The sequence below is a fragment of the Paenibacillus paeoniae genome (assembly GCF_003388735.1).
GTDB classification, from domain to species: Bacteria; Bacillota; Bacilli; order Paenibacillales; family Paenibacillaceae; genus Pristimantibacillus; species Pristimantibacillus paeoniae.
Genome location: NZ_QUBQ01000001.1, coordinates 1,234,531 through 1,258,608 on the forward strand (window position 1 = coordinate 1,234,531; position 24,078 = coordinate 1,258,608).

At 48.7% G+C, this 24,078-nt stretch carries 28 protein-coding genes; all 28 read left to right on the forward strand.

The features are described from left to right. The first annotated feature begins 4 nt into the window (after positions 1 to 4). A complete protein-coding gene (gene codY, locus DX130_RS05535) occupies positions 5 to 775 on the forward strand; it encodes a GTP-sensing pleiotropic transcriptional regulator CodY (protein ID WP_116043479.1) in 771 nt (256 codons plus the stop codon). Positions 776 to 995: 220 nt separating this feature from the next. Continuing rightward, positions 996 to 1,406 (forward strand): flagellar basal body rod protein FlgB, encoded by a 411-nt coding sequence (flgB, locus tag DX130_RS05540; RefSeq protein ID WP_116043481.1) that lies wholly within the window; start codon positions 996 to 998, stop codon positions 1,404 to 1,406. A gap of 3 nt (positions 1,407 to 1,409) precedes the next feature. Further along, on the forward strand, positions 1,410 to 1,862 hold the full coding sequence (flgC, locus tag DX130_RS05545) for a flagellar basal body rod protein FlgC (RefSeq protein ID WP_116043482.1): 453 nt from the start codon (positions 1,410 to 1,412) through the stop codon (positions 1,860 to 1,862). A gap of 26 nt (positions 1,863 to 1,888) precedes the next feature. Beyond that, the gene (gene fliE / locus DX130_RS05550; protein ID WP_116043484.1) at positions 1,889 to 2,194 is read left to right on the forward strand and encodes a flagellar hook-basal body complex protein FliE; all 306 of its coding nucleotides are present in this window, start codon (positions 1,889 to 1,891) and stop codon (positions 2,192 to 2,194) included. A gap of 42 nt (positions 2,195 to 2,236) precedes the next feature. After that, positions 2,237 to 3,814: a flagellar basal-body MS-ring/collar protein FliF gene (gene fliF, locus DX130_RS05555; protein WP_116043485.1), complete on the forward strand. Its 1,578-nt coding sequence runs from the start codon at positions 2,237 to 2,239 to the stop codon at positions 3,812 to 3,814. An 11-nt stretch (positions 3,815 to 3,825) separates the two neighbouring features. Beyond that, the gene (gene fliG, locus DX130_RS05560) at positions 3,826 to 4,839 is read left to right on the forward strand and encodes a flagellar motor switch protein FliG (RefSeq protein ID WP_116043487.1); all 1,014 of its coding nucleotides are present in this window, start codon (positions 3,826 to 3,828) and stop codon (positions 4,837 to 4,839) included. Further along, a complete protein-coding gene (locus tag DX130_RS05565) occupies positions 4,832 to 5,671 on the forward strand; it encodes a FliH/SctL family protein (protein WP_116043488.1) in 840 nt (279 codons plus the stop codon). The genes fliG and DX130_RS05565 overlap by 8 nt, the downstream gene beginning before the upstream one ends. After that, positions 5,658 to 6,983: a flagellar protein export ATPase FliI gene (gene fliI / locus DX130_RS05570; RefSeq protein WP_116043490.1), complete on the forward strand. Its 1,326-nt coding sequence runs from the start codon at positions 5,658 to 5,660 to the stop codon at positions 6,981 to 6,983. The genes DX130_RS05565 and fliI overlap by 14 nt, the downstream gene beginning before the upstream one ends. Positions 6,984 to 6,990: 7 nt before the next feature. Next, entirely contained in the window at positions 6,991 to 7,437 is a 447-nt protein-coding gene (gene fliJ / locus DX130_RS05575; protein WP_116043491.1) for a flagellar export protein FliJ, read from the forward strand. Between the two features lie 29 nt (positions 7,438 to 7,466). After that, positions 7,467 to 8,378, forward strand: coding sequence for a MotE family protein (locus tag DX130_RS05580; protein ID WP_240644319.1), 912 nt, complete (start codon positions 7,467 to 7,469; stop codon positions 8,376 to 8,378). A gap of 54 nt (positions 8,379 to 8,432) precedes the next feature. Beyond that, complete coding sequence (locus DX130_RS05585; protein ID WP_116043494.1) at positions 8,433 to 9,815, forward strand: flagellar hook-length control protein FliK; 1,383 nt, start codon at positions 8,433 to 8,435, stop codon at positions 9,813 to 9,815. A 38-nt stretch (positions 9,816 to 9,853) separates the two neighbouring features. Continuing rightward, a complete protein-coding gene (locus DX130_RS05590) occupies positions 9,854 to 10,330 on the forward strand; it encodes a flagellar hook capping FlgD N-terminal domain-containing protein (RefSeq protein ID WP_116043496.1) in 477 nt (158 codons plus the stop codon). Between the two features lie 2 nt (positions 10,331 to 10,332). After that, positions 10,333 to 10,719 (forward strand): TIGR02530 family flagellar biosynthesis protein, encoded by a 387-nt coding sequence (locus DX130_RS05595; protein ID WP_116043497.1) that lies wholly within the window; start codon positions 10,333 to 10,335, stop codon positions 10,717 to 10,719. 86 nt (positions 10,720 to 10,805) lie between these two features. Continuing rightward, the gene (flgG, locus tag DX130_RS05600; RefSeq protein ID WP_116043499.1) at positions 10,806 to 11,618 is read left to right on the forward strand and encodes a flagellar basal body rod protein FlgG; all 813 of its coding nucleotides are present in this window, start codon (positions 10,806 to 10,808) and stop codon (positions 11,616 to 11,618) included. Between the two features lie 58 nt (positions 11,619 to 11,676). Further along, entirely contained in the window at positions 11,677 to 11,883 is a 207-nt protein-coding gene (locus DX130_RS05605) for a flagellar FlbD family protein (protein ID WP_116043501.1), read from the forward strand. Between the two features lie 17 nt (positions 11,884 to 11,900). Next, positions 11,901 to 12,365: a flagellar basal body-associated FliL family protein gene (locus DX130_RS05610; RefSeq protein WP_116043502.1), complete on the forward strand. Its 465-nt coding sequence runs from the start codon at positions 11,901 to 11,903 to the stop codon at positions 12,363 to 12,365. 38 nt (positions 12,366 to 12,403) lie between these two features. Continuing rightward, positions 12,404 to 13,405 carry a flagellar motor switch protein FliM gene (fliM, locus tag DX130_RS05615; RefSeq protein WP_116043503.1) on the forward strand — a complete coding sequence of 334 codons (1,002 nt, stop codon included), beginning with the start codon at positions 12,404 to 12,406 and terminating at the stop codon, positions 13,403 to 13,405. Continuing rightward, entirely contained in the window at positions 13,395 to 14,615 is a 1,221-nt protein-coding gene (gene fliY, locus DX130_RS05620) for a flagellar motor switch phosphatase FliY (RefSeq protein WP_116043504.1), read from the forward strand. Before fliM ends, fliY begins: the two co-directional genes overlap by 11 nt. A 20-nt stretch (positions 14,616 to 14,635) precedes the next feature. Next, a complete protein-coding gene (locus DX130_RS05625; protein WP_116043505.1) occupies positions 14,636 to 14,998 on the forward strand; it encodes a response regulator in 363 nt (120 codons plus the stop codon). Between the two features lie 11 nt (positions 14,999 to 15,009). After that, positions 15,010 to 15,654 (forward strand): flagellar biosynthetic protein FliO, encoded by a 645-nt coding sequence (locus DX130_RS05630; protein ID WP_116043506.1) that lies wholly within the window; start codon positions 15,010 to 15,012, stop codon positions 15,652 to 15,654. Then, positions 15,644 to 16,399, forward strand: a complete 756-nt coding sequence (fliP, locus tag DX130_RS05635; protein WP_116043507.1) for a flagellar type III secretion system pore protein FliP — start codon at positions 15,644 to 15,646, stop codon at positions 16,397 to 16,399. The genes DX130_RS05630 and fliP overlap by 11 nt, the downstream gene beginning before the upstream one ends. Before the next feature lie 21 nt (positions 16,400 to 16,420). Beyond that, positions 16,421 to 16,690, forward strand: a complete 270-nt coding sequence (gene fliQ / locus DX130_RS05640; RefSeq protein WP_116043508.1) for a flagellar biosynthesis protein FliQ — start codon at positions 16,421 to 16,423, stop codon at positions 16,688 to 16,690. A gap of 11 nt (positions 16,691 to 16,701) precedes the next feature. Continuing rightward, positions 16,702 to 17,499 carry a flagellar biosynthetic protein FliR gene (fliR, locus tag DX130_RS05645; protein WP_116043510.1) on the forward strand — a complete coding sequence of 266 codons (798 nt, stop codon included), beginning with the start codon at positions 16,702 to 16,704 and terminating at the stop codon, positions 17,497 to 17,499. A gap of 12 nt (positions 17,500 to 17,511) precedes the next feature. Continuing rightward, a complete protein-coding gene (gene flhB / locus DX130_RS05650) occupies positions 17,512 to 18,597 on the forward strand; it encodes a flagellar biosynthesis protein FlhB (RefSeq protein WP_116043511.1) in 1,086 nt (361 codons plus the stop codon). A gap of 43 nt (positions 18,598 to 18,640) precedes the next feature. Then, positions 18,641 to 20,671, forward strand: a complete 2,031-nt coding sequence (gene flhA, locus DX130_RS05655; protein WP_116043513.1) for a flagellar biosynthesis protein FlhA — start codon at positions 18,641 to 18,643, stop codon at positions 20,669 to 20,671. Then, positions 20,668 to 21,885, forward strand: a complete 1,218-nt coding sequence (gene flhF, locus DX130_RS05660) for a flagellar biosynthesis GTPase FlhF (RefSeq protein WP_116043514.1) — start codon at positions 20,668 to 20,670, stop codon at positions 21,883 to 21,885. Before flhA ends, flhF begins: the two co-directional genes overlap by 4 nt. Then, complete coding sequence (locus DX130_RS05665; RefSeq protein ID WP_116043516.1) at positions 21,878 to 22,747, forward strand: MinD/ParA family protein; 870 nt, start codon at positions 21,878 to 21,880, stop codon at positions 22,745 to 22,747. The genes flhF and DX130_RS05665 overlap by 8 nt, the downstream gene beginning before the upstream one ends. A gap of 26 nt (positions 22,748 to 22,773) precedes the next feature. Continuing rightward, a complete protein-coding gene (locus tag DX130_RS05670) occupies positions 22,774 to 24,069 on the forward strand; it encodes a chemotaxis-specific protein-glutamate methyltransferase CheB (protein ID WP_116043517.1) in 1,296 nt (431 codons plus the stop codon). Positions 24,070 to 24,078 lie beyond the last annotated feature (9 nt).

The following is a 24,078-nucleotide window of genomic DNA, read 5'->3' on the forward strand; positions in this document are numbered from 1 at the left end:
AGAAATGAGTTTATTAAACAAGACAAGAACGCTGAACCGGCTGCTCCAGCGAGCGGCCGGCAAGGCACTCAGCTTTAAAGAAATGGCTGAAGTATTATGCTCCACCGTACAAAGCAATGTGTTTGTCGTTAGCCGCAGGGGCAAAATATTGGGTTCTGCAGCTGTAGACGTATATGATCACGACTTTATCCGCAATCTTACAGAGGACGAGCTTCGTTTCTCGCAAGAAACAAATGCGGGGTTCCTGGAGACGGGAGAGTCGATAACCAACGTCAAGCCTGAACCGGACATGTTCCAATCGCTGACCCGCCTGGGTGACCAGGAAGTAATGACAGTTGTACCGATTATTGGTGGAGGCGACCGTCTTGGTACGCTTGTGCTGACTAGGTCGTCAGGCGCATTTAATGATGATGATCTCGTGCTTGCCGAGTATGGCTCAACGATCGTCGGTATGGAAATTTTACGCGAACGCGCCGACGAGATCGAGCAGGAAGCGCGCAGCCGTGCTGTCGTGTCTGTAGCGGTAGGTTCCTTGTCCTTTAGCGAGCTTGAGGCTGTGGAGCATATCTTTGAGGAACTGGACGGGAAGGAAGGCCTGCTGGTCGCTTCGAAGATTGCCGATCGTGTAGGCATTACTCGTTCCGTCATCGTCAATGCGCTGCGCAAGCTGGAAAGCGCTGGTGTAATTGAGACAAGATCGCTCGGAATGAAGGGTACGTATATTCGAATTTTGAACCATCAATTGCTGCAAGAACTCGAAAAGATAAAATCATAGGACCTAGTCCGTATTAACCAGAGAAGCCCTATCTTTTAAACAAAGATAGGGCTATTTTCTTATTGTAATAATTTAGGTAATTGATGAAGATATTCGTGGTAGCACAAATCGACAGATTTATCTCATTTTTTTAATGTTTTTATGTCGAATGAAGAAGGAATGAAGATTATTCTGTTGAATAGGTAACGTAAGATTTCTATAGCGAAAGTGGTGAAACTACATGAAATTGTTGAATGGCGCAGCATTTCAACGAATGGAGGCTGCGGCCTACGCTGCAGAAGTCAGGCAGCGCGTCATCTCGAACAATATTGCTAACGCCGAGACGCCGCATTTCAAAAGATCAGAGTTAGTATTCGAACAATTGCTAGAAGAAACGATGGGAGCTGGCCGTAAATTGGCTGGACGAAGCAGTGACAGCAGGCATATCTCGATTGGCTCTAATGCCTCTAGGCTGCCAAGTTCTCAAGTTGTTACTGATGATTCGACTACGATGAACAACAACAAAAACAATGTCGATCCTGATCGCGAAATGTCGCTTCTTGCCAAGAACCAGCTGAGCTATTACCTGTACACTAAGCAAATTAATCATGAATTGAAAATGATGCGAACTGCAATCGAAGGGAGGGGCTAGACGATGAAAATGTCAACCGGATTTGACATTAGTGCCTCGGCGCTGACAGCACAGCGTATGCGAATGGATGTGATCTCCTCCAATATCGCCAATGCGGAGACTACTCGCGGAAGCTTTGTAAACGGAAAGTTTGAACCATACAAACGAAAGCTGGTCGTGTTGGAACCGAATGGTCAATCATTTTCGAATGTCCTTGCCAACGAGATGGGTCGCAACGGAACTGCACAAGGGGTTAAGGTTAGCCGTATTCAGGAAGACCATACGCCAAACAAGCTAGTATACAATCCGACGCACCCTGATGCAGATGAAAATGGTTATGTACATATGCCGAATGTTGATGTGGCAAAAGAAATGGTCGATATGATTGCAGCATCCAGAGCTTACGAAGCAAACGTTACAGCTATCAATGCTACAAAGTCGATGTTTATGAAGGCGCTCGAGATCGGTCGCCCTTAACAACATATATGACCGGAGGGAAAATGATGATTCAATCGATGTTATTGGGCCCGGCGGCCCCAGCTAAAATGGTACAGACCAAGCCGATTGAGCAAGCGACTCCGGCTGAATTAACAAAAAGCTTTGGCCAATACCTCCAGACGGCGCTTGAGAGCGTCAGCGCTCAGGAGAAAAGCATTCATAAATTAAATGATCAATATTTGGTCGGTCAAGTTGATGTAACGCAAGTGCTAGTGGCTGCAGAGCAAGCTCATCTCAGTTTGCAGTTTACCTCACAAATCCGCAACAAGGTTGTTGAGGCATATCAAGAAATGATGCGGATGCAAATTTAATCGTACTTTATTCCTAGCAAAGTATTTGGGTGAGGTGACAATGTGAACGAGAGATTCGCCCAATATCGCGAACGGCTGAAGCTGTTCTGGAGCCAGATGGGCAGAAAACAAAAAATATGGTTGGGGGCATCTATTAGCGGATTATTGTTGGCAGTCATTCTGCTGACAATCGTGTTCACGAGAACGGAATATGAACTTGCGTTCCAAAATTTGGACGCAACAGATTCCGCGGCAGTCATGAACTATTTGGACTCCAGCGGTATTCCTTATAAGCTTGAAGCGAATGGTACAAGCATAATGGTTCCTAGCAAGATGGCGTCCCGAGTGAAAATAGGTGCCGGCTCTGAAGGTTTGGTACAGAATGGTTCTATCGGATTTGAAATTTTCAGTTCCAATTCGTCCAAGCTCGGCACAACGGAAAATGAGTTCAACGTTCTCTACCAGAACGCACTCAACGGAGAAGTACAAAAGCTGCTTAACGGTCTTCAAGGGGTAGAAAGCTCCAAAGTATTAATTAACTCCCCTGAAGAAAGTGTCTTTCTAAGACCAGAGGATGCGACCAAAGCAACAGCTGCAATCGTCATGCAATTTAAGCCGGGTTACCGGCCAAATCAGAAAGAAATCGACGGTTATTACAATCTGGTTAGAGCTACAGTGGCGGATCTTGCCATCAAGGACATAACGATTTCTTCCAAGCAGCATGGCGAACTGGTTTCTTCCGAGGCAGGAGGAGTCGGGTCGGGCAGTACAGATCTGGTAGAAATGCAATTTCAGATTCAAAGCAAATATGAGTCAGACCTAAAGAAAAATATCCAACAGTTCCTTGGACCTATCGTAGGCAGCGAAAATTTGGTCGTCAGCATCTCCAGCAGCATGAACTTCGACAAGAAGTTGACGCAAGAGAGTCTGGTCAGACCGCTGCAAAATAACAACAACAACGGTATCGTCCTCAGCGAAGAGTTGAACAACTCGTCATCGACGGGATCTTCTACACAAGCGGGCGGTGTAGCGGGAACTGGCGAAACGGATATTCCGGGCTATGAAGCAGCAGGACAAGGCAACAATACATCGGAGACGAGCTCACAAATCCGGAACTACGAATTTGACCGGATCAATAATAGCATCGAATCCGGGCCTTTTGTCCTAAAGGACCTGTCTATTAGCATTGGTGTCGAAGCAGCTCAATTGAATGATGAAGATTCTAGGGCAGCTATTACGAATTATTTGACTACGCTGGTACGCTCCCAGCTTGCTGATTCAGGACAGGATGTTAATGATGACGTTCTGATTAACAAAAAAGTTTCGCTAATCGCAAGAAATTTTGCAGAAAGCGCGACAGCAACTCAAACAAGCGGTCTCTCATTGCCTTGGGCAATCGGAATTGGCGTTGCCGCACTGGCCATTATCGGCGGGCTTGTGGTTATGCTCACACGCAGACGCAAAGGGACGCAGGTTGAGGAAGTGGAAATGGCTGTAGCTCCATCGAAAGTGGAGTATCCGACACTTGATTTTGAAAGTGTCAATAACGATAGCCAAGCACGTAAAAATCTTGAAACACTCGCCAAACGCAAGCCTGACGAATTCGTCAACCTTCTTCGCACCTGGCTTGTGGATGAATAGAGGTGCTGTAATTGTCTAAACCGACGCAAGGTTTAACGGGACGTCAGAAGGCGGCCATTTTATTAATTACTTTGGGTCCAGAAGTATCGGCGCAAATTTTCAAGCATCTGCGAGATGAAGAGATCGAGCAGCTTACTCTTGAAATTGCAAACGTACGGAAGGTCGATAGTCAAGACCGCGAGCTGATTCTGAGTGAATTTCACCAGATTTGTCTGGCGCAGGAATATATATCGCAAGGCGGCATCTCGTATGCAAAGGATATTTTGGAGAAGGCGCTTGGCGAAGCGAAAGCGCAGGACGTTATCAATCGTCTGACGGCGACGCTTCAAGTACGGCCTTTTGATTTCGCAAGAAAAGCGGAACCGACCCAAATCCTGAACTTTATCCAAAATGAAAATTCACAGACGATTGCTCTCGTATTGTCGTATTTGCAATCCGAGCAATCCTCGCAAATTTTATCGTCCTTGCCGCAAGACAAGCAGGCGGATGTGGCAAGAAGAATTGCGCTTATGGACAGCACATCGCCGGAAGTCATTTCTCAAGTGGAGCGAGTACTGGAGCAGAAGCTGTCTGCGACGGTTACGCAGGATTACACGAATGCAGGCGGCATTGATTCCATCGTCCAAATTTTGAATGGTGTTGACCGCGGTACGGAACGGACTATTCTCGATGCGCTCGAGATTCAGGATCCGGAGTTGGCGGAAGAAATCAAAAAACGGATGTTCGTTTTCGAGGATATTGTCAATATCGACAATCGTTCCATCCAGCGTATCATCCGGGATATCGAAAACGCAGATTTGCAACTTGCGCTCAAGGTGGCCAGCGAAGAAGTACGCGAAGCGATCTTCCGCAATATGTCCAAGCGCATGGCCGAAACGTTCAAAGAAGAAATGGAATTCATGGGTCCTGTGCGGCTGCGTGACGTGGAAGAAGCCCAAACCAGAATCGTGGCTACGATTCGCAGGTTAGAAGAATCGGGTGAAATCATCATCGCACGCGGCGGAGGAGATGATATCATTGTCTAATTTGATCAAATCTTCCAGTGTTATCCCTTTGGATCATCTAAAGCAGTTGAGATGGACTAATCCATTCCAGGAACACGCACGTACAGATATGGATATGCAAATACAAGCGGAACCCGTCCCAGACGAAGAGACGGTAGCTCTCCGAGATCAGATCTTGGAGGATGCTGAAATTTTTGCTGAAAATAGGCTTCAGGAAACGGCGCAAGAATGCGAGAAAATGCTCGCAGATGCGCAAGCCCAGATTGATGTATGGTGGCTCGAAAAGCGGGAAGCAGACGAGATTGCCTCTGCAGAAGCACAAACATCAGGATACGAGCAAGGTTTTGCAGAAGGGACCGCAGCTTCGGAAGCGCAGCTGCGCGAGAGCTGGGAGTCCAAAATTGCGGAAGCAGCTGATGTGCTGAAGCATGCTTACGCTTCGCGAGAACAGATCATTCAGGAAGCTGAGCCGTTTCTGGTGGAGCTGAGCAGCGCCATTGCCGAGAAGGTTATCGGACAGCAGCTTTCATTGACGCCGGACGTCACGATCGAGATGATTCGCCGCTCTTTATCACGCAGACGGGAGCAGGGTGTCATTACGCTTTGTGTAGCTCCATCGCAGCTGACTTTCGTACAAGCTGCACGGGAAGAGCTTCATGCTGCGATTGATTCGCAAGCCGAGCTGCAGATTTTGCCGGATTCCTCCGTCAAGGATAACGGTTGTGTCATTCGCTCCGCTTACGGCAGCATTGACGCCCGAATTGATACCCAATTGTCGGAGATCAAGCGCGAGCTGATCACGCTTGCCCATCAGAATGATGCAGAAAGAGGACATGCGGATGAACGCGAGTAATCTGGACGCTATGAAGTATCTGGAGCATCTTAGACCGCTTGATCCGGTTCGCGTGAACGGTAAGGTAACGCAGGTTATTGGTTTAACCGTAGAATCGGAAGGGCCGGATGCGAGTATCGGCGATCTGTGCTATATCTATCCTTCGAAAAGCGCCAAGCCGCTTAAAGCGGAGGTGGTAGGCTTCAGGGACAACAAAGTTATTTTGATGCCGCTGGGTGATCTGCATGCCATTAGTCCCGGTTGCGACGTAGTCGGTACTGGCAAACCTTTGACTATACAGGTAGGTTCAGAGCTGCTTGGCAAAGTGCTGGACGGACTTGGCAATCCGCTTGACGGGTCGTACTTGCCTAGCCGGATGCATCACTATTCGACGCATAATGAGCCAAGCAATCCGCTCAGCCGCCCTCGGGTGACAGATCCGCTAAGCATCGGCGTACGGGCTATAGACGGACTGCTGACGGTGGGCCAGGGCCAACGGGTCGGCATTTTCGCGGGTTCCGGTGTAGGCAAGAGTACGCTGCTTGGCATGATCGCCAGAAATACATCAGCAGACGTGAACGTCATTGCACTCATCGGCGAACGCGGCCGCGAGGTGCTGGAGTTCATCGAGAAGGATCTGGGGCCGGAAGGTCTTGCAAGATCCGTTGTCATTGTCGCAACTTCCGATCAGCCGGCGCTAATCCGGATGAAAGGCGCGTTAATCGCAACAACCATTGCCGAGTATTTCCGTGACCGCGGTTTGAACGTGATGCTGATGATGGATTCCGTAACGCGTTATGCCATGGCCCTGCGTGAAGTCGGACTTGCCATTGGCGAACCTCCTGCTACGAGGGGTTATACACCATCTGTATTTGCCGCTTTGCCGAAACTGTTGGAACGCGCAGGGACAGGGCCGACAGGCTCCATTACCGCTTTCTACACGGTATTGGTCGATGGTGACGATATGAATGAGCCGATTGCCGACGCAGTTAGGGGCATCCTGGACGGACATATTGTACTTAGCCGCCACTTGGCCCATAAGGGACATTTTCCGGCGATTGACGTACTTGCTTCTGTCAGTCGCGTCATGAAAGAAATTGTGACCGAAGAGCAACAGGATGCGGCCAATGATCTGAAGCGACTTCTTTCTATTTATAAAGATTCGGAAGACCTAATCAATATCGGGGCGTATCAGCAAGGATCGAATAAAGAAATTGATCTAGCCCTCGAATATATCGACGCCATTCATTCCTTTACGAGGCAAAAGACGAATGAAAAAGTTACGCTTAGCGAAACGCAGGAACGATTGGTGAACGAATTTCACAGGAGTTGAGTCATAGGTGGCTTCCTTTCATTATTCATTTCAAAAAGTCGTTGATCTGAAAACAAGCGAAAAGACGCAGCAGGAATGGCTGTTATCAAGCGCTCTTGGCGCTTTGACCGCTGAGGAGAAATCGCTGAATGAGCTTCGGGAGACGAAGCTTGAATGGGAGGAGCGGCTTCAAGCCGCTTCGCAGCGATCTGTACCGCTCGCAGAATTGCAGATCATCGGTCAATATTTGGACTACTTGCAGACCTGCATTGAAAACAAGCTGCAAGATGTGAAGAAGGCCGAGCGGGTAGTTGAGCAGAACCGCTCCAAGCTGGCGGACAAAATGAAGGATGAGAAAGTTTGGCTCAAAGCAAAAGATCATGCCATGGATCGGTTCCGGCAAGCGCTGCAGCTCAAGGAGCAGAATGAGCTGGATGAGATGGCAACTGTCCGGTTTATCATGCCAACCCCTTAAATGAAGCGTAACACCGGCTAGAGGAGTGAGTGGAATTGGCGGATACTGAAGTAGAAAAACAAGGTTATAACGCATTTGAACGATTGATGTTTATGTTAATACCTATCCTGTTTGTCATCGTGTTGCTGGGCGTCCTCTACACCATGTTTGATGCAGATTTCCGCAATCGGGCGCTTCAATTCGGTCAATCGATTCCGGTTGTCAAAAATGTGTTGCCAGAGCCCAAGGTTACCGGCGGCTCCATGGATGACAGTCAAATCCGTTCTATTAAAATGACGGAGAAAATCGAAGAGCTGGAAACTGAACTGGCATCTGTAAAGCAGGAATTGGCGGCTGCTAACGGCGAGAAGGGCAGTCAGGCAGATGTTGTTCAGGATTTGCAGGCAGAGAACGCGCTGCTGAAGCAGCAAACAGAAGATAGTCGCATGGAAAATGAAGAATATGCGGCTAAAATTACGGAGCTGGCCAGCATGTTCTCCAAAATGACGCCTAGCAAGGCTGCGCCTATCGTACAAAATATGACGACGGATGAGATGGTGTTGCTGTTCTCCTCTATGCGTCCGGACGATCGGGTGCGCATCATGGAGAAGATGGATCCACGCCTAGCGGCTGAAGCCACAATGAAGATGAAAGATAGTCAGAGCGCGAAGGACATGCAAATTGCAGCGTTGCAATCGCGACTTGATCAGACGGAAAAAGCGGAGGAAAAGCCAGTATCCGCTACGTTGAATCAAGAACAGCTTAATGCAACCTTTACTTCGATGGATGCCAAAAGTGCGGGCGAGATGCTCATCAAAATGATGGAGATCAGTCCCAGCAAAGTAATCCGTATTTTAAACTCGGTAGATGATGCGGCGCGATCTGCAATCTTGACAGAAATGTCTAAATCAGATAAAGCCGTAGCTGCAAATATCATGACGAAGCTAATGTCCGGCACATAGAGTACTGAGCTCCTTCCAGAACACAACAGAACGGGAAAGGAGGTGAATACATATATGGAAATGATCATTCCTGGCATGGCAGTTGCAGGACAAGCCACTGCAATCAGCGGAACGGCAACGACAAAAACAGGTACTGGAACAGGAGCTGAAGCCAGCTTCAAGCAAGCGCTTGTTCAACAAATCGTTGGCGAATCTACTACAGCTAACGGGCAGACACAGCAATCGGGTGTCGTTGGTATGATTACGTCCCAGAATGGCATAGTCTCTCTGAATGCTGCTGAAACAGCCGTCTCAACAGAAGATTTAATGTCCTTGATTGACGGACTGATGGACAAGCTGGATACCGCAGCGGAGAACGAGGATGAGGATACGGGCAGCATGCTGGATCAGCTGCAATCGATGCTTTATTCGCTCCAGGCCTTGCTTGCGCTTCTTGGAATACCAGCTGCTCGCTCATCGAATAGCGGATGGGATGCCGACCAAGCGAGTGGACTAGCTGGGAACGCACAAGCACTTGAACAGACAAAGTCAAGTATGCAGGTTGGTCTGATTCAATTGCAGTCGCTTTTGCAGCAGGGTTCCCTGAGACAAGTTCAAGGGCAGGAACCGCATGCGTTGATCGCCAACCAACTGCAAGCACTGTCTGCAGCTCTATTGAATGAATCAAGCGGGGAAAACAAAGGACCTAGAGCCGAGGCTAACGCAGTACCTTCATGGTTGGTTGCTCAGTCTACACCATCCAAGGATGTAAGCAGCATGCTGCAGCGATTATCCCAACAAGCTGTACATCCATCAGCGTTTAACGCTATGATGTCCGCTGTAAACGAAGGGCCGCTCGTTCAACCGCAAGCGGATAACCAAGCTCAAGCTTCTGCAGAGCAATCAGCTACGGCTCAACTGCCGCTTATTGGACCGCATAATGTTCGGGACTTCGCACCGCTTCTTGGAAGAACGGCTGCGCCTACAGCATTTGTGCTTGCTGACAACTTCGCGGATACGATGAATGGGTTGATTGTACAGAAATTCAATGTTCGTGCGGTTGACGGTATGTCTGAAGCGAAGCTCAAGCTTTTTCCTGAACAACTCGGTCAAGTAGATGTTCGTATTTCGATGCAAAACGGCGTTTTGACAGCTCTTTTCCAAACGGATACTTCAAAGGCGAAAGATCTCTTGGAAAACCAGATGGCTCAATTAAGAGCAGCCCTGCAAGCGCAAGGTCTGAACGTTGAGAAGCTTGAGGTTACTCAAAGCCCTGCGTCAATGGAGCTGTCTCAACAGCATCATGGACAAGGACAGCAAGGTAAAGGGGCTTCTGACAATCGCAATGGACTGGGCGATGATGAAAATGTGACCGACAATGCCTTCGAATCCGAACTGGTCGAACAAGCTGTTATTCAAGGTTTAGGTTATGGGCGTGCCATTAATGAAACAGCATAACGGCTTGCGCGAGAAGCACCGATCGGAGGTGAATAGCAGTGGCAGAAAAGGTAAATCCGCGTTTAGTTTGGCCGGACTATCATAAAAACAACGTGCAAGCTGCATCTAAGAGAGAGCCGACGGATAAGCTTGGCAAGGATCAATTTCTATCGATTCTGGTTGCACAACTTCGGAACCAAGATCCGATGCAGCCTATGCAGGATAGGGAGTTTATTGCACAAATGGCTCAATTCACATCTGTTGAGCAGCTGATGAATATGAATACCGAGTTGTCGCTTATGCGCAATAGCATCGGTTCGGCATCCAGCTTGATCGGCAAATGGGTACAGTGGAATGAGTATGACGAGGCAGGTGCGGTGAAAACCTTAAGCGGCCAAGTCGATTCCATTCTTTCCAAGGATGGCATTCTCTATTCCAGAATTGGTAACAAGGAAGTTGCGCTTGATTATCTGTTGTCCATCTCAGAGAATCAACCTGATGATTCTGAGACTGATACCTCGGAAGAGGTGGAATGAGCATGAGCGACAGCATGAAGATCGGTCATCTGTATCCGATAAGAACAGCTCCATTGCAGCTTGAGAAGGCTGCGAGAGGACAGCAGGGAAAGACGCCTTCATCTACCGAATTCCGCGACTTGCTGGAATCGCAGGTATTGAAATTCAGCCATCATGCGGAGATGCGAATGGAGCAGAGAGGGATCAAGCTGCAGCCTGAATCGCTGAATCAAATTATGAGAGCTGTTGACGATGCTGCATCCAAGGGCGCTAAGGATTCGCTGATTGTTTTCAAAGACATTGCGATGATCGTCAATGTTCCGACGCGTACCGTCGTAACGGCGATGGATGGCAAGCAAATGCAGAGTAACGTATTTACACAGATTGATAGTGCTATTATTTTGTCTTGATAGAGGCTGGACCGTACAGGAAGCCTCAGGCTGCGGATCGACTGAAGCAGCCCCGAGTCAAATACAACCCATTGGAGGAATAAAGCATGCTCAGATCCATGTATTCAGGCGTTTCCGGTATGAGAGGGTTTCAAACCAAGCTTGACGTCATCGGCAACAATATTGCGAACGTCAACACGGTCGGCTTTAAAGCTGGACGCGTTATGTTCTCGGATATTCTAAGCCAGACGGTATCGGGTGTGACCGCTCCTGAGGAAGGTGAGCGCGGCGGCGTCAATGCTAAGCAAATCGGATTAGGCGTGTCGGTTGCTTCCATTGACACCATTCATACAGCAGGCAGCGCGATGACGACGAACCAGGCAAGAGACGTACGTATTGACGGCGACGGATTTTTTGTAGTATCCGCTGGCGACGGTGCTGAGATGATGCTGACGCGCGCAGGTAACTTCAACCTGGATGCGGCACGCCAATTGGTTACAGCCGACGGATTGTTCGTGTTAGGCATTGATGGCGCACCAATCGTTCTGGACGAGGAAGTTACGGCATTCAGCATCAGCCAGGACGGCACGATTCTTGGTGTTACGCCTGATGGTCAAGTAGAGGTAGCTCAACTCGGCATTGCGAAGGTTGTTAATCCAAGCGGTCTTGAAAAGCTTGGCGGCAATCTGTATCGCATGACGGTCAACGCGAACCCGGACGGTGAGTTTGAGCTTCTGGCAGCAAACGATCCCGAGTTTGGCACAGGCGCTATTATTGCTGGACAGCTTGAGATGTCGAACGTCGACTTGACGGCTGAATTTACAGAGATGATCGTTGCACAGCGCGGCTTCCAGGCCAACTCCAGAATCATTACAACTTCGGATGAGATTTTGCAGGAAGTTGTTAACCTGAAGCGTTAATAATGGAATGAACTAAGCGGGAGGCTATCAGCCTCCCCTACATAAGAGGGGGTAGCTGATGATTACCGTCACGCGTTTAAACGGAACGAAAGTTACAATAAATGCACTTTTTATTGAATTGATTGAAGAGGCTGCTGATACGGTAATAACACTTACGACCGGCAATAAGCTGGTTGTAAAAGAGAAGACTAGCGAGCTCATTGAGCTAAATCAGCAGTTTCTTCAAACAATTGGCCTCGTTGCAGCGGCCCAAAAGAGTGAATAACAGGAGGGTCCTTCGACATGAAAAAAATGTTGCCCTGGTTAATAACCATTTTGCTTTCCATTACGCTTATCGCAATCGTGGCCATCATTTTGTTCCGCTCGTTGATTAATGATCCGTCGGATACAGAGGCGGCGAAAAAGCCTGTAAAGATCGAAGTGTTGTCAGCGAAAGAACGCGTAGAGGTAACATCGGGATTAAAGGATTTCCGTCGTAATTTGATGGATTCCAAAAACGTTGTCATTGTGAGCTTTGCGTTTCAGTTGGATTCCAAGAAGGCAAAGGAAGATTTTGATAAGTTGCTGGAGATCGAGATTAAGCCGATTGTAAGTCGAACACTGGCGGACATGACAGCAGAAGATCTCAATGGCTCCGCAGGTGAAGATGCATTGGAAGCAAAATTATTGAACCTGATAAATCCGATTCTGCCGAAAGGCAAGCTGGTGAAGGTGGAAATTACGGATATTATGGTTGCGAAATTGTAATCCATGTATAGCGATATTCCTCGAAGGGGGTGAGAGAAGTGGTTGATGTTTTATCGCAGAACGAAATTGACGCGCTGCTCGCTGCGTTGTCCTCTGGTGAAATGGATGCAGAGGACTTAAAGAAGGAAGAAGTTTTGCGCAAGGTAAGTGTATATGACTTCAAGCGTGCCGTTCGTTTCTCGAAGGATCATATTCGAAGCTTGACACGCATTCACGAAAACTTCGCGCGATATTTGACAACCTATTTCTCGGCGCAACTTCGCACATTCGTTCAAATTAATGTTGTTGACGTAGAACAATTGCCTTATGACGAGTTCATCCGTTCCATTCCGAAAATGACGATTCTGAACATATTTGAGGCTGAGCCGCTCGAGGGTCGCATGGTGTTGGAGGTTCATCCGAACGTTGCTTACGCTATGCTGGACCGCATGCTTGGCGGACAGGGCATTGCACCTTCAAAAATTAACAATTTGACTGAAATTGAGACGACAGTTATGGAACGGATCTTCGCAAGAACGTTCGAGAGCTTGCAGGAAGCGTGGAAGACCGTGATTGATATTTCGCCAAGACTTGAAGCGCTGGAGACCAATCCTCAATTCATGCAGATCGTGTCTCCCAATGAAACGATTGCTCTTATCTCCTTCAGCACTAAGATCGGTGATACGACCGGTATGATCAATCTTTGTATCCCGCATGTGGTGCTGGAACCGATTATGCCAAGATTGTCCGTTCATCACTGGTTTGTGTCGCAGAAGAAAGAGCGAATCCCGGAAGAAGTTGAAATTCTGGAGCAGCGCGTCAACAAAGCCAAACTGCCTATCGTGGCAGAACTAGGCGAGACGTCGATAACGATCCATGAGTTCCTGAACCTGGGGATCGGCGATGTGCTAACACTCAATAAACCGGTTGATGAAGGTCTGAAAATAAAAGTTGGTGAAAAGTTGAAATTTATCGGCAGCCCGGGTTCGATTCGTGACAAGATGGCTGTTCAGGTGGAAGAGATTGTGAGCGAAGGAGCGGAAGAAGATTATGATGAGTAAAGATTATTTGTCACAAGAGGAAATCGACGCATTACTTCGTCAATCCTCCAATGAACCGGATGACGTATTGTCGCCATCGAATGAAGTGCAGCTTTCCGATTACCTGTCCTCCATGGAACAAGATGCTTTGGGCGAGATCGGCAATATTACGTTCGGCAGCGCGGCAACTGCACTCTCGACGTTGCTGGGCAAAAAAGTAGATATAACAACGCCTCAGGTTACGCTCGTGAGACGCGAGGAACTGGGTGATATATTTCCTAAGCCGCATGTAGCAGTTAGTGTGCAGTATGTAGACGGCTTCGAAGGTATCAACTCCCTGGTGATCCGTACGAAGGATGCCCAAGTTATCGCCGATCTTATGCTCGGTGGTGAAGGCGACGTAACCGTTCAAGAGTTGAATGAAATCCATATCAGCGCGGTTCAGGAAGCCATGAATCAGATGATGGGCTCGTCCGCAACGTCAATGTCCACTATCTTTAATCGGTTCGTCAACATTTCGCCGCCAGGCATTGATATTCTGGATGTGAACAATGGCGATGGCATGAATCACTTACCTCCAGTTGACGTTTTTATTAAAATTTCGTTTCATCTGACAATCGGGGACCTAATCGATTCGACAATTATGCAGCTGCTCCCGGTTTCATTCGCCAAGCAGATGGTTTCCACTCTAATGGGAACGGCTGAGGAGCCGCTGACGCCTTCGGATGCGCCGGCAACCCAGCAAATCGCAGCGGCTGCAGAACAACAAGCGGCTGCGTCCAGCATGACAGCCGCCCCTATACCGCCAATGACGCATCAGGCGCCGCCTCAGCATGCCGGACAGCCGGCAGCTGCAAATGATCCATATGGTGGGCCACCGGCTGGTTACGCTCAAAGCGCGAGCCGCAATGTCAATGTCCAGCCTGTACAATTTGCGAATTTCAGTCAGCCTGCGTATGCGCCGACTGACGGAACAAATTTGAATTTATTGCTCGACATTCCGCTGAAAGTCACTGTAGAATTAGGAAGGACCCAGAAGCAAATTAAGGATATTCTCGAGCTGTCGCAAGGATCGATCATCGAATTGGACAAGCTGGCAGGCGAGCCGGTTGACATTTTGGTCAACAACAAGCTCATCGCCAAGGGAGAAGTCGTCGTCATCGATGAGAACTTCGGCGTTCGTGTTACCGATATCGTAAGCCAATGGGACCGCATCCAAAAATTACAATAACATCCTAGGAGGAAATGAAGATGGCAAACCGCATTCTTATCGTAGATGATGCTGCATTCATGCGCATGATGATTCGCGATATTTTGTCAAAAAACGGATATGAAGTGGTGGGCGAAGCTCCGGACGGCGCGCAAGCGATCGAGAAATATAAGGAACTTAAGCCTGACCTTATCACAATGGATATTACAATGCCTGAGATGGACGGTATTTCCGCCCTGAAGGAAATTAAAAAGCTGGATGGCAATGCCAAAGTAATCATGTGCTCCGCGATGGGCCAACAAGCGATGGTCATTGACGCGATTCAAGCAGGCGCCAAAGATTTTATCGTTAAGCCTTTCCAAGCTGATCGTGTAATCGAAGCTATCAAGAAAACGCTCGGCTAACGGCGTTCCCTATGAAGAAATCAAGAATGCGCGCGGCGATCCTTACCATCATCGGGCTTGCGACTTTGCCAACAATCGCTGCTGCTGGCTCCAGCGGCAGCAACTCCGATTTCGATCAACCCATCGATATCGCGAATACAAGTCCAGGTGAACTGCTGGGCAATATGGTTTGGGTCATGGTGGCGCTTGCCATCGTCATCATTCTTATTATTTATGTTATCAAGTGGCTGTCCAAACGCAATCAGATCTGGGGGGCTAATCGTTCGATGCGTTCGCTCGGCGGTATAGCACTTGGACAGAACAGCTCGGTCCAGGTCGTAGAGATTGGCGGCCGGGTATATATCATTGGGGTAGGCCAACAGCTTACACTGCTGGACAAGCTTGTAGATCCCGATGAAGCTGCTGAATTAATAGCAGCTTTGGAAAACCAGCCGAATGCAGCTTGGTCACCAAAGGATTTGAAGGACATGGTGAAGCAATGGCGTAATCGACGTTCGGATCAAGCAGAACCGGGGAAAGAGCAATGGAATTCCGCCTCTTCCTTCGAGCAGATGCTGCAGGGCAAGCTGAGTAAGCAAGCTGATCGCAAGCAGCAGCTTGAGAACATGCTGCAAGACCAAAACAAGAATGAACGGTTGATGGATCATGAGAAATAAGAGGTGGCTTTCATTTGCAGCGATCCTGCTGCTGTCCCTCCTCATACATACTCAAGCATTTGCGGAACCGCTGCCTGATATCTCCATTAATATAGGAGGCAGCCAAGGGGATCAGCCGGGAACAAGCGCTTTGTCGCTTCTGCTGCTCATTACCGTATTAAGCATAGCGCCAGCCATAATGGTGCTGATGACAAGCTTCACCCGTATCGTCGTCGTGCTCGGTTTTGTTCGTACATCGCTAGGGACCCAACAGATGCCTCCCAATCAGGTGTTGATAGGGCTGGCGATGTTCCTGACCTTGTTCATCATGGCTCCGACCTTCGGGCAAGTAAATGAAGTAGCCTTGCAGCCTTATCTGAAAGGTGAAATCTCTCAGACGGAGGCATTCGAAAAAGCATCCGTGCCTATGAAGAAATTTATGTTTTCCCATACTCGGGAGAAAGACTTGCTTCTATTCATGAATTATACGAAAACGGAAAAGCCTGAATCCTTCGAGGATATCCCGCTTACCGTACTCATTCCCGCTTATGCAATCAGTGAATTGAAAACAGCATTCCAGATGGGCTTTATGATCTTTATCCCTTTCCTCGTTATTGATATGATCGTGGCCAGCACGCTTATGGCGATGGGGATGATGATGTTGCCGCCGATTATGATTTCCTTGCCGTTCAAGCTGTTGCTTTTCGTCTTGGTAGATGGCTGGTATCTGATTGTGAAGTCGCTGCTGCTCAGTTTCAATACATGATGAAAGCTGGAGGGGAACAGGATGAGTGCTGACTTTGTCATCGGATTGGCGGGCGAAGCGGTCTTTACGGTATTAAAAGCCAGCGCTCCGATGCTCGTTCTTGCGTTAGTTGTTGGTTTAATGGTAAGTGTGTTCCAAGCTACTACGCAAATCCAGGAGCAGACGCTCGCTTTTGTTCCAAAGATTGTGGCTGTCTTTATTTCAATTATCGTATTTGGACCGTGGATTCTGAATACGGTTGTCGACTTCACTTACCGTATACTGAACAATCTTCATCACTATATCGGTTAGGTTGTGAGTGAATGAATGCAATCGTACAAGGGTTTCCTATTTTTTTGCTAATCTTTTGTCGAATAACTGCGTTTTTCGTCGTCGCTCCGATCTTTTCATCGCGAAGCGTGCCGAATACGTTCAAGATTGGTCTCGGATTTTTTATGTCATTTATGGTGTTTCTGTCATATGGCACAAGTCAAACTATCGTGCCGGATGCAGCAGAGTATGTCGTTGTCATTATAAGAGAAATTTTAATCGGTCTTTTGATCGGATTTGTCGTCTATCTGTTTTTTGCGGTTGTGCAGACAGCGGGTGCTTTTATGGATATGCAGGTCGGCCTCGCCATGGCGAACATTGTCGATCCGCATACGGGCGTGTCTGCGCCGCTGCTGGGTAATTTCAAGTATATGCTGATGTTGATCGTATTTCTGATGATGAATGGCCATCATTATTTGTTATCGGGCCTTATGAACAGCTATAAATGGATACCTCTGGATAACGAGCTGTTCGCTCGTCTGCTAGGCGGCAGCATTACTGAATATTTGATTCGCATGTTCAGTAATACTTTCGTGTTGGCCTTACAGATAGCGGCCCCGCTTGTTGTAGCAATGTTTCTGGCGGATGTCGGACTTGGCTTTCTAACGAAGTCCGCGCCACAATTCAACGTATTCGTCGTCGGCATACCGCTGAAAATGTTACTTGGCCTGTTTCTGCTTATTTTGCTGATACCAGGACTGGCGATGTTATTCGACAAGCTGTTCACCATCATGTTTCAATCGATTGAAGGGCTGTTTGGTATCGTGCAAGGACCGTCTGCAGGGCAATAGGAGGCTGTATTGGTGCGACATTATCGCTTGAAGCTGGACTTGCAATTATTCAACCAAGAGAAAACAGAAAAAGCGACGCCCAAGAAGCGTCAGGACTCTAGAAAGAAGGGACAGGTCGCGAAGTCTTCCGACCTGCCGGGCGCATTCATTCTTATGTTCGCATTCGCTTCCTTCTTGATGCTAGGAGGCTACTACAAGTCCAATATTAGTAACCTGTTTGGCGGGTTGTTCGAAAACTGGCTGACGATGGAATTGACAACTGCAAATGTGATGGATCTGTTCTTAGGTATTACGAAACAAGTACTATTGATGTTGCTTCCAATATTCGCCATTGTTATGGTGATTGGCATCTTGGGCAATGTCATTCAATTTGGCTTCCTGTTAACCGGGGAGCCGCTCAAGCTGAAGCTGAACAAGCTGAATCCGATTGAAGGCTTTAAACGGATATTCTCTGTGCGCAGCTTGGTGGAGTTTTTCAAAAGTATTTTGAAAGTCAGTATTATCGGCATACTTGTTTACTCGACCATTACAAGCGAGTGGGACAAGCTGCTGTCGCTGTCGATGCAGCCCTTGGAACGAATTTTTTCATTCACAGCTGGGCTCACGATTAAGCTGGGTATTCAAATTGGCGCCGTACTTGCGGTGCTAGCGTTTCTGGATTTCCTTTATCAAAAATACGAGCATGAAAAAAGTATTAAAATGTCCAAGCAAGACATTAAGGACGAGTATAAAAAATCCGAGGGTGATCCCCTCATTAAAGGCCGCATTAAGGAGAGGCAGCGCAAAATGGCGTTGCAGCGCATGATGCAGGATGTACCCAAAGCAGACGTCGTTATTACGAACCCGACACACTTTGCCATCGCTTTGAAGTATGATGCTTCCAATATGGAAGCGCCGACCATATTGGCCAAAGGGATGGATCACGTGGCCTTGCGCATTAAAGAGATCGCCAAGGAAAACGGCGTTATCACGATGGAAAACAAGCCGCTGGCCAGAGCGCTATATGAGCAGGGCGAGATCGGGGATGTCATACCGGCAGATCTGTTCCAGGCTGTGGCCGAGGTGCTGGCTTACGTATATAAGATGAAGGGACGCTAGCCGCTGTTCCTGATCTCACATCGTTAGGGAGGAGGAAGACATCATGAAAGCTAAGGATTTAGTCATTATTCTCGGAATTATTGGAATCGTACTCATGATGATTATCCCGATCCCGATCTTCCTCATTGACGTGTTGCTTATTTTGAACATTTCGATTGCTCTAATGATTTTGCTCGTTGCCATGAATACGAAAGAAGCTTTGGATTTCTCAATCTTTCCAGCGATTTTGCTCATTACAACGCTTTTCCGACTTGCACTTAGTGTATCTACCACAAGAAGCATACTCCAAAATGCAGAAGCGGGTGAAGTTATCGCCACCTTCGGCAGCTGGGTCGGCGGGGGCGAAGTTGTTATCGGCTTTATCGTGTTCCTGATTCTCGTTGTCGTTCAGTTTATCGTTATTACGAAAGGTTCAGAGCGCGTGGCTGAGGTAGCGGCGAGATTTACACTCGATGCGATGCCGGGTAAGCAAATGAGTATTGACGCGGATTTGAACTCCGGCTTGATCAACGAGCAACAGGCGAGGGAACGCCGCTCGAAAATTGAGAGAGAAGCCGATTTCTACGGATCGATGGACGGGGCAAGTAAGTTCGTCAAAGGCGACGCCATTGCTAACATTATTATTTTGATTATTAACTTGATTGGCGGTTTTATCGTCGGTATGGCCATGCATGGCATGGAATTTGGTGAGTCGCTGAAGACGTTCTCGATTCTGACGATCGGTGATGGTTTGGTGGCACAAATACCGGCGCTTCTGATCTCTACCGCAGCAGGTCTAATTGTGACGCGCGCCGCATCCGATGGCACTTTGTCCGAGGATCTGACGTCGCAGTTGTTCAAATATCCGAAGATGCTCTATGTTGCGGCGGGTACTATTGCGGTTCTGGGCTTGACGCCAATCGGTATTTTCAGAACTTGGCCGTTTGCTATCATTTTAGCTGTTGGTGCTTATGTAATGCAGAAGAAGCAAACGAAGCAAATGGAGCAAGACGAATTGTTGGTGGAAGAACAGCAGATCGAAGAGGTTCGGAGTCCTGAGAGTGTCATCAGCTTGCTTCAGGTGGATCCGATCGAGTTCGAATTCGGCTATGGCCTAATCCCTCTCGCGGATACCCAGCAAGGCGGGGACTTGTTGGACCGTATCATAATGATTCGCAGGCAATGTGCGCTCGAACTGGGGTTGGTAGTTCCGGTTATTCGTATCCGTGACAACATCCAGCTCAAGCCGAATGAATATGTCATTAAAATTAAAGGAAACACCGTCGCTCGCGGTGACTTGCTGCTGAACCATTACTTGGCGATGAGCCCGGGCTTCGAGGATGACTCTGTCGTCGGGATTGAAACGATGGAGCCTGCGTTCGGATTGCCGGCCATCTGGATTGATGAGGCGATGAAGGAGCGCGCCGAGCTGTCGGGTTATACGGTTGTTGACCCGCCATCTGTTGTAGCGACTCATCTCACTGAAATTATTAAGCGCCACGCCCATGAGCTGATTGGCCGCCAGGAAGCGAAAATGATGGTCGAGAATGTGAGGGAATCGTATCCAGCGTTAATCGATGAGCTGATCCCGTCTATCCTGACCATTGGCGATGTGCAGAAAGTGCTTGCGAAGCTGCTTAAGGAAAAAATCTCGATCCGGGATTTGGTCACCATCTTCGAGACACTGGCCGATCACGGTCAATACACGAAGGATCCTGATATTCTGACGGAATATGTGCGTCAAGCGCTTTCTCGTCAGATTACGCAGCAATTCTCTCCTGGTGGAGATACTCTTCGTGTCATTACGGTTGGGCCTCAGCTTGAGAAGCGCATTGCGGAGTCGGTGCAGCAGACGGATCAGGGAAGCTATATAGCACTGGACCCGGTATCAACCCAGCAAATCTATCAGAAGCTTAACGAGCATGTAAGCCGTCAAATTCAATCCGGTCAGCAGCCGATCGTATTGGCATCGCCGACGATTCGGATGTACTTAAGACAGATTATTGAACGAACGATGCAAGAAGTGCCGGTATTGTCCTACAGCGAGCTAGAACCGAACATTGAAATCCAGAGCGTAGGGGTGGTTAATCTATGAGAGTAAAGCGATATGTTGTTAACGCTCTCCCCGAAGCGGTGTCAATGATTCGTACGGATCTTGGCAAAGACGCGGTTATTCTGGATACAAAGGAAATTAAGGTTGGCGGATTTATGGGCATGTTCCGCAAGAAACGAATGGAAGTCATAGCCGCTATTGAGTCAGATGCTTCAAAGCAAGTCGAGCTGCCGCAACGCAAGCCGTCTCCGGAAGTGAATGCGGTCGTCGAGCAAATCTTGCAAACCGCGCAGCGGGCTGGAGCGGCTGCGGCGGTCATGGAGCCTCCATCACCGCCTCAACCGGCTCCATTGGTATCCGAAAAGCGAATGGAGCGCGAGCAGTTCATTATTAACGAGATTCGTGATTTGCGAGAATACATGGTCAAGCTTTCCCGGCAGCAAAGCGATCTCCATTCCTTGTCCGAACCACTGATTGCGCTGAAGGAACGGTTGCAGGAGCAAGAGCTGGAGAGCGAGTGGAGCGACAAATTAATTGAAGCTTTGCAGGAATCCGAGAAGAATGCGGGCCGGGTTTATGACAGGCTTGAGGTGTGGAACGAATCCAAACGGATCCTGGTGGAGTGGCTTCGACCATACAGCAATGCCGAGATTAATAGAGAAGCGCGCGTCGTGCATTTTGTAGGTCCGACGGGAGTCGGCAAAACGACGACGATAGCCAAGCTGGCAGCAGAGCAGACCATCAAGCGCGGCAGGAACGTCGGATTCATTACGTCCGATACGTACCGGATTGCAGCAGTAGATCAGCTTAGAACGTATGCCAACATTTTGAATGTGCCGCTGGAGGTTGTATTCTCTCCAATGGATTTGCCCAAGGCTTACAAAGCGCTGTCAGAGCGTGATTTGATTCTAATGGATACGGCGGGGCGCAATTTCAGAAGCGAGCTTCATGTATCAGAGGTCATTAGTCTACTTCAATCCAATGAGCCGAATGAGACTGTGCTTGTTCTGAGTTTGACGGGCAAAACAACGGATATGGCGATTATCGCGGAGCGCTTCTCCAAATACGGCATTCAAAAAGTATTATTTACGAAGCTGGATGAAACGACAGTATACGGAGCCATCATGAACCTGGTTCTGACCCATGGCTTGAATCCTACCCACTTGGCAAGCGGCCAGAACGTGCCGGATGACATCGAGCGGTTCAAGGCTGGCAAATATGTAGATCTGCTACTTGGAGATGCGGAGCATGAATGATCAAGCCGAAGCATTGCGACATTTGATCAGACAGCAGGATAATCGCATGGATCGGAAGGATACGCGAGTTATTACGGTGACGAGCGGCAAGGGCGGCGTCGGCAAATCGAACTTTAGTTTAAATTTCTCGCTAGCGTTGCAGAGATTGGGCAAAAAAGTGCTGCTGTTCGACGCTGATATTGGGATGGCGAACATTGACGTGTTAATGGGTCAATCCTCTCCTTACAGTCTATATCATCTCTTGAAGCAGGAGAAGACGATCTGGGATATTGTATGCTCCGGACCGGAAGGGCTGCATTATATAGCAGGCGGCTCGGGCTTCATGGATTTGCTGGAGTTGTCGGAAGATCAAATAGCCAGATTCGTTTCCGAAGTTGAGAAGCTTCATGGTGAATACGATGTCATTCTATTTGATACAGGAGCGGGCTTATCCAAGGAAACGGTCAAGTTCATTACGGCAGCGCAAGAGACGATCGTTGTTACGACGCCTGAGCCTACATCGCTTACAGACGCATACGCATTGATCAAGATGGTGAAGTCCATTGATCCCAGTGTCGCGTTCAAACTGATCGTCAACCGCGCATCCGACGAACGGGAAGGGAGAGCGACTGCGCAGAAAATCAGCCTTGTAGCGAGCCGTTTTCTTCAATCCGATATACCGGCGCTTGGCATGATTCCAGATGATCCGTATGTATCGAAGGCGGTGAAAAGGCAAGTGCCGTTCTTGATCGGCTATCCCGATTGCGTGTCTGCGGCAGCAGTAGAGCGTATAGCCCAATCCTTTTTGGACATGCCGGCAGTTCGCCGGGATTCGGGCGGAGTCAAAGGATTTTTTACAAAATGGTTCAGACTTTCGAGATAATCCTTTGGAATTGAGGTGAGAAACGATTGACAACCTATCGCGTTCTAGTTGTGGACGATTCCGCGTTTATGCGGACCATCATCAGCGATCTCATCTTGCAAGATAAGCAATTTGTTATCGCTGCGACAGCTGCCAACGGAGCAGAAGCCGTAGCCGCTGCAGCCCAGCATAAACCGGACGTGATCACTATGGATCTGGAGATGCCTATATTGAACGGCATTGAAGCTCTGCAGCTCATTATGAAGGAGACTCCGACGCCGGTCATCATGCTCTCTGGCATCAGTGAGGATAATGCGCGCGACACGATTAAGGCGCTGCAGTACGGCGCGCTGGACTTTATTCGCAAGCCGTCCACTTCCAAGACAGGTGATATCCATCAAGTAGGCGAGCAACTGCTTGAGAAGCTGCGAATCGCGGTATTTGCAAGACGGAGCAGAACGGGAGCCTTGCCGGAGAGACCGAAGGTTGACATAGCGCCGTTGGAGAAAAAACCGGAGCCGCGCGTGAAGCCTAGGCTGAAGCCGCCTGATACACTTTCTCCACCGGCAGCCCCTTTACATAAAGCCAAGTTGGAACGTAAGCCGGAAGAGAAACGAGGGGCAGCGTTAACGAAGCCGCCCGATGGGACGATTCATCGTGAGAAGCGGTTGGCAGCGCCAAACGCCGGTTTGCCCGCACAACAGCCGACCGCTTCTCCACCAGTGGAGCAGCAGCCGATTGTGCGGAGGGTGCAACATTCAGGTGCGTTCAAACATATTGTAGCCATCGGTACATCAACCGGCGGTCCAAGAGCGCTCCATGAAGTCATATGCTCCTTGCCAAACGGTTTCCCGGCACCCGTGCTCGTCGTACAGCATATGCCGCCCAAATTCACGAAATCATTAGCGCAACGCTTGGACAGCTTCAGCGCTTTAACCGTCGTGGAAGCGGAACAAGGGATGCGGGTCAGCGCCAGCTTCGTATACGTTGCTCCAGGCGGAAAGCATATGGAACTAGACAAGGATGCTGCGGGGTACTTCATTCGATTGACTGATCAACCGCAACGCAATGGACACCGTCCATCGGTAGACGTTATGTTTGAATCGCTGTTGCCCTTCCCTGAGATTCAGCGACATGCCGTCATTATGACGGGGATGGGAAGCGACGGTGCCAAGGGGCTTAAAGCTCTGGCCGAGGGCGGAGCAGCAACAACGATCGCAGAATCCGAAGAAACATGTATCGTATACGGCATGCCTCGAGCAGCCGTTGAATGCGGAGCGGCACAGCATGTCCTGCCTTTGCACGGCATTGCTCAGCAGCTCGCTTGCACAGTTTTGACATAAGAGTAGTTC

What these genes read in the sequence shown, in the direction of transcription:
- codY (WP_116043479.1), top strand. Translation starts at nt 5, where the DNA reads ATGAGTTTATTAAACAAGACAAGAACGCTGAACCGGCTGCTCCAGCGA.
- flgB (WP_116043481.1), top strand. Translation starts at nt 996, where the DNA reads ATGAAATTGTTGAATGGCGCAGCATTTCAACGAATGGAGGCTGCGGCC.
- flgC (WP_116043482.1), top strand. Translation starts at nt 1,410, where the DNA reads ATGAAAATGTCAACCGGATTTGACATTAGTGCCTCGGCGCTGACAGCA.
- fliE (WP_116043484.1), top strand. Translation starts at nt 1,889, where the DNA reads ATGATTCAATCGATGTTATTGGGCCCGGCGGCCCCAGCTAAAATGGTA.
- fliI (WP_116043490.1), top strand. Translation starts at nt 5,658, where the DNA reads ATGAACGCGAGTAATCTGGACGCTATGAAGTATCTGGAGCATCTTAGA.
- DX130_RS05585 (WP_116043494.1), top strand. Translation starts at nt 8,433, where the DNA reads ATGGAAATGATCATTCCTGGCATGGCAGTTGCAGGACAAGCCACTGCA.
- DX130_RS05595 (WP_116043497.1), top strand. Translation starts at nt 10,333, where the DNA reads ATGAGCGACAGCATGAAGATCGGTCATCTGTATCCGATAAGAACAGCT.
- flgG (WP_116043499.1), top strand. Translation starts at nt 10,806, where the DNA reads ATGCTCAGATCCATGTATTCAGGCGTTTCCGGTATGAGAGGGTTTCAA.
- DX130_RS05605 (WP_116043501.1), top strand. Translation starts at nt 11,677, where the DNA reads ATGATTACCGTCACGCGTTTAAACGGAACGAAAGTTACAATAAATGCA.
- DX130_RS05610 (WP_116043502.1), top strand. Translation starts at nt 11,901, where the DNA reads ATGAAAAAAATGTTGCCCTGGTTAATAACCATTTTGCTTTCCATTACG.
- fliY (WP_116043504.1), top strand. Translation starts at nt 13,395, where the DNA reads ATGATGAGTAAAGATTATTTGTCACAAGAGGAAATCGACGCATTACTT.
- DX130_RS05625 (WP_116043505.1), top strand. Translation starts at nt 14,636, where the DNA reads ATGGCAAACCGCATTCTTATCGTAGATGATGCTGCATTCATGCGCATG.
- DX130_RS05630 (WP_116043506.1), top strand. Translation starts at nt 15,010, where the DNA reads ATGAAGAAATCAAGAATGCGCGCGGCGATCCTTACCATCATCGGGCTT.
- fliP (WP_116043507.1), top strand. Translation starts at nt 15,644, where the DNA reads ATGAGAAATAAGAGGTGGCTTTCATTTGCAGCGATCCTGCTGCTGTCC.
- fliQ (WP_116043508.1), top strand. Translation starts at nt 16,421, where the DNA reads ATGAGTGCTGACTTTGTCATCGGATTGGCGGGCGAAGCGGTCTTTACG.
- fliR (WP_116043510.1), top strand. Translation starts at nt 16,702, where the DNA reads ATGAATGCAATCGTACAAGGGTTTCCTATTTTTTTGCTAATCTTTTGT.
- flhA (WP_116043513.1), top strand. Translation starts at nt 18,641, where the DNA reads ATGAAAGCTAAGGATTTAGTCATTATTCTCGGAATTATTGGAATCGTA.
- flhF (WP_116043514.1), top strand. Translation starts at nt 20,668, where the DNA reads ATGAGAGTAAAGCGATATGTTGTTAACGCTCTCCCCGAAGCGGTGTCA.
- DX130_RS05665 (WP_116043516.1), top strand. Translation starts at nt 21,878, where the DNA reads ATGAATGATCAAGCCGAAGCATTGCGACATTTGATCAGACAGCAGGAT.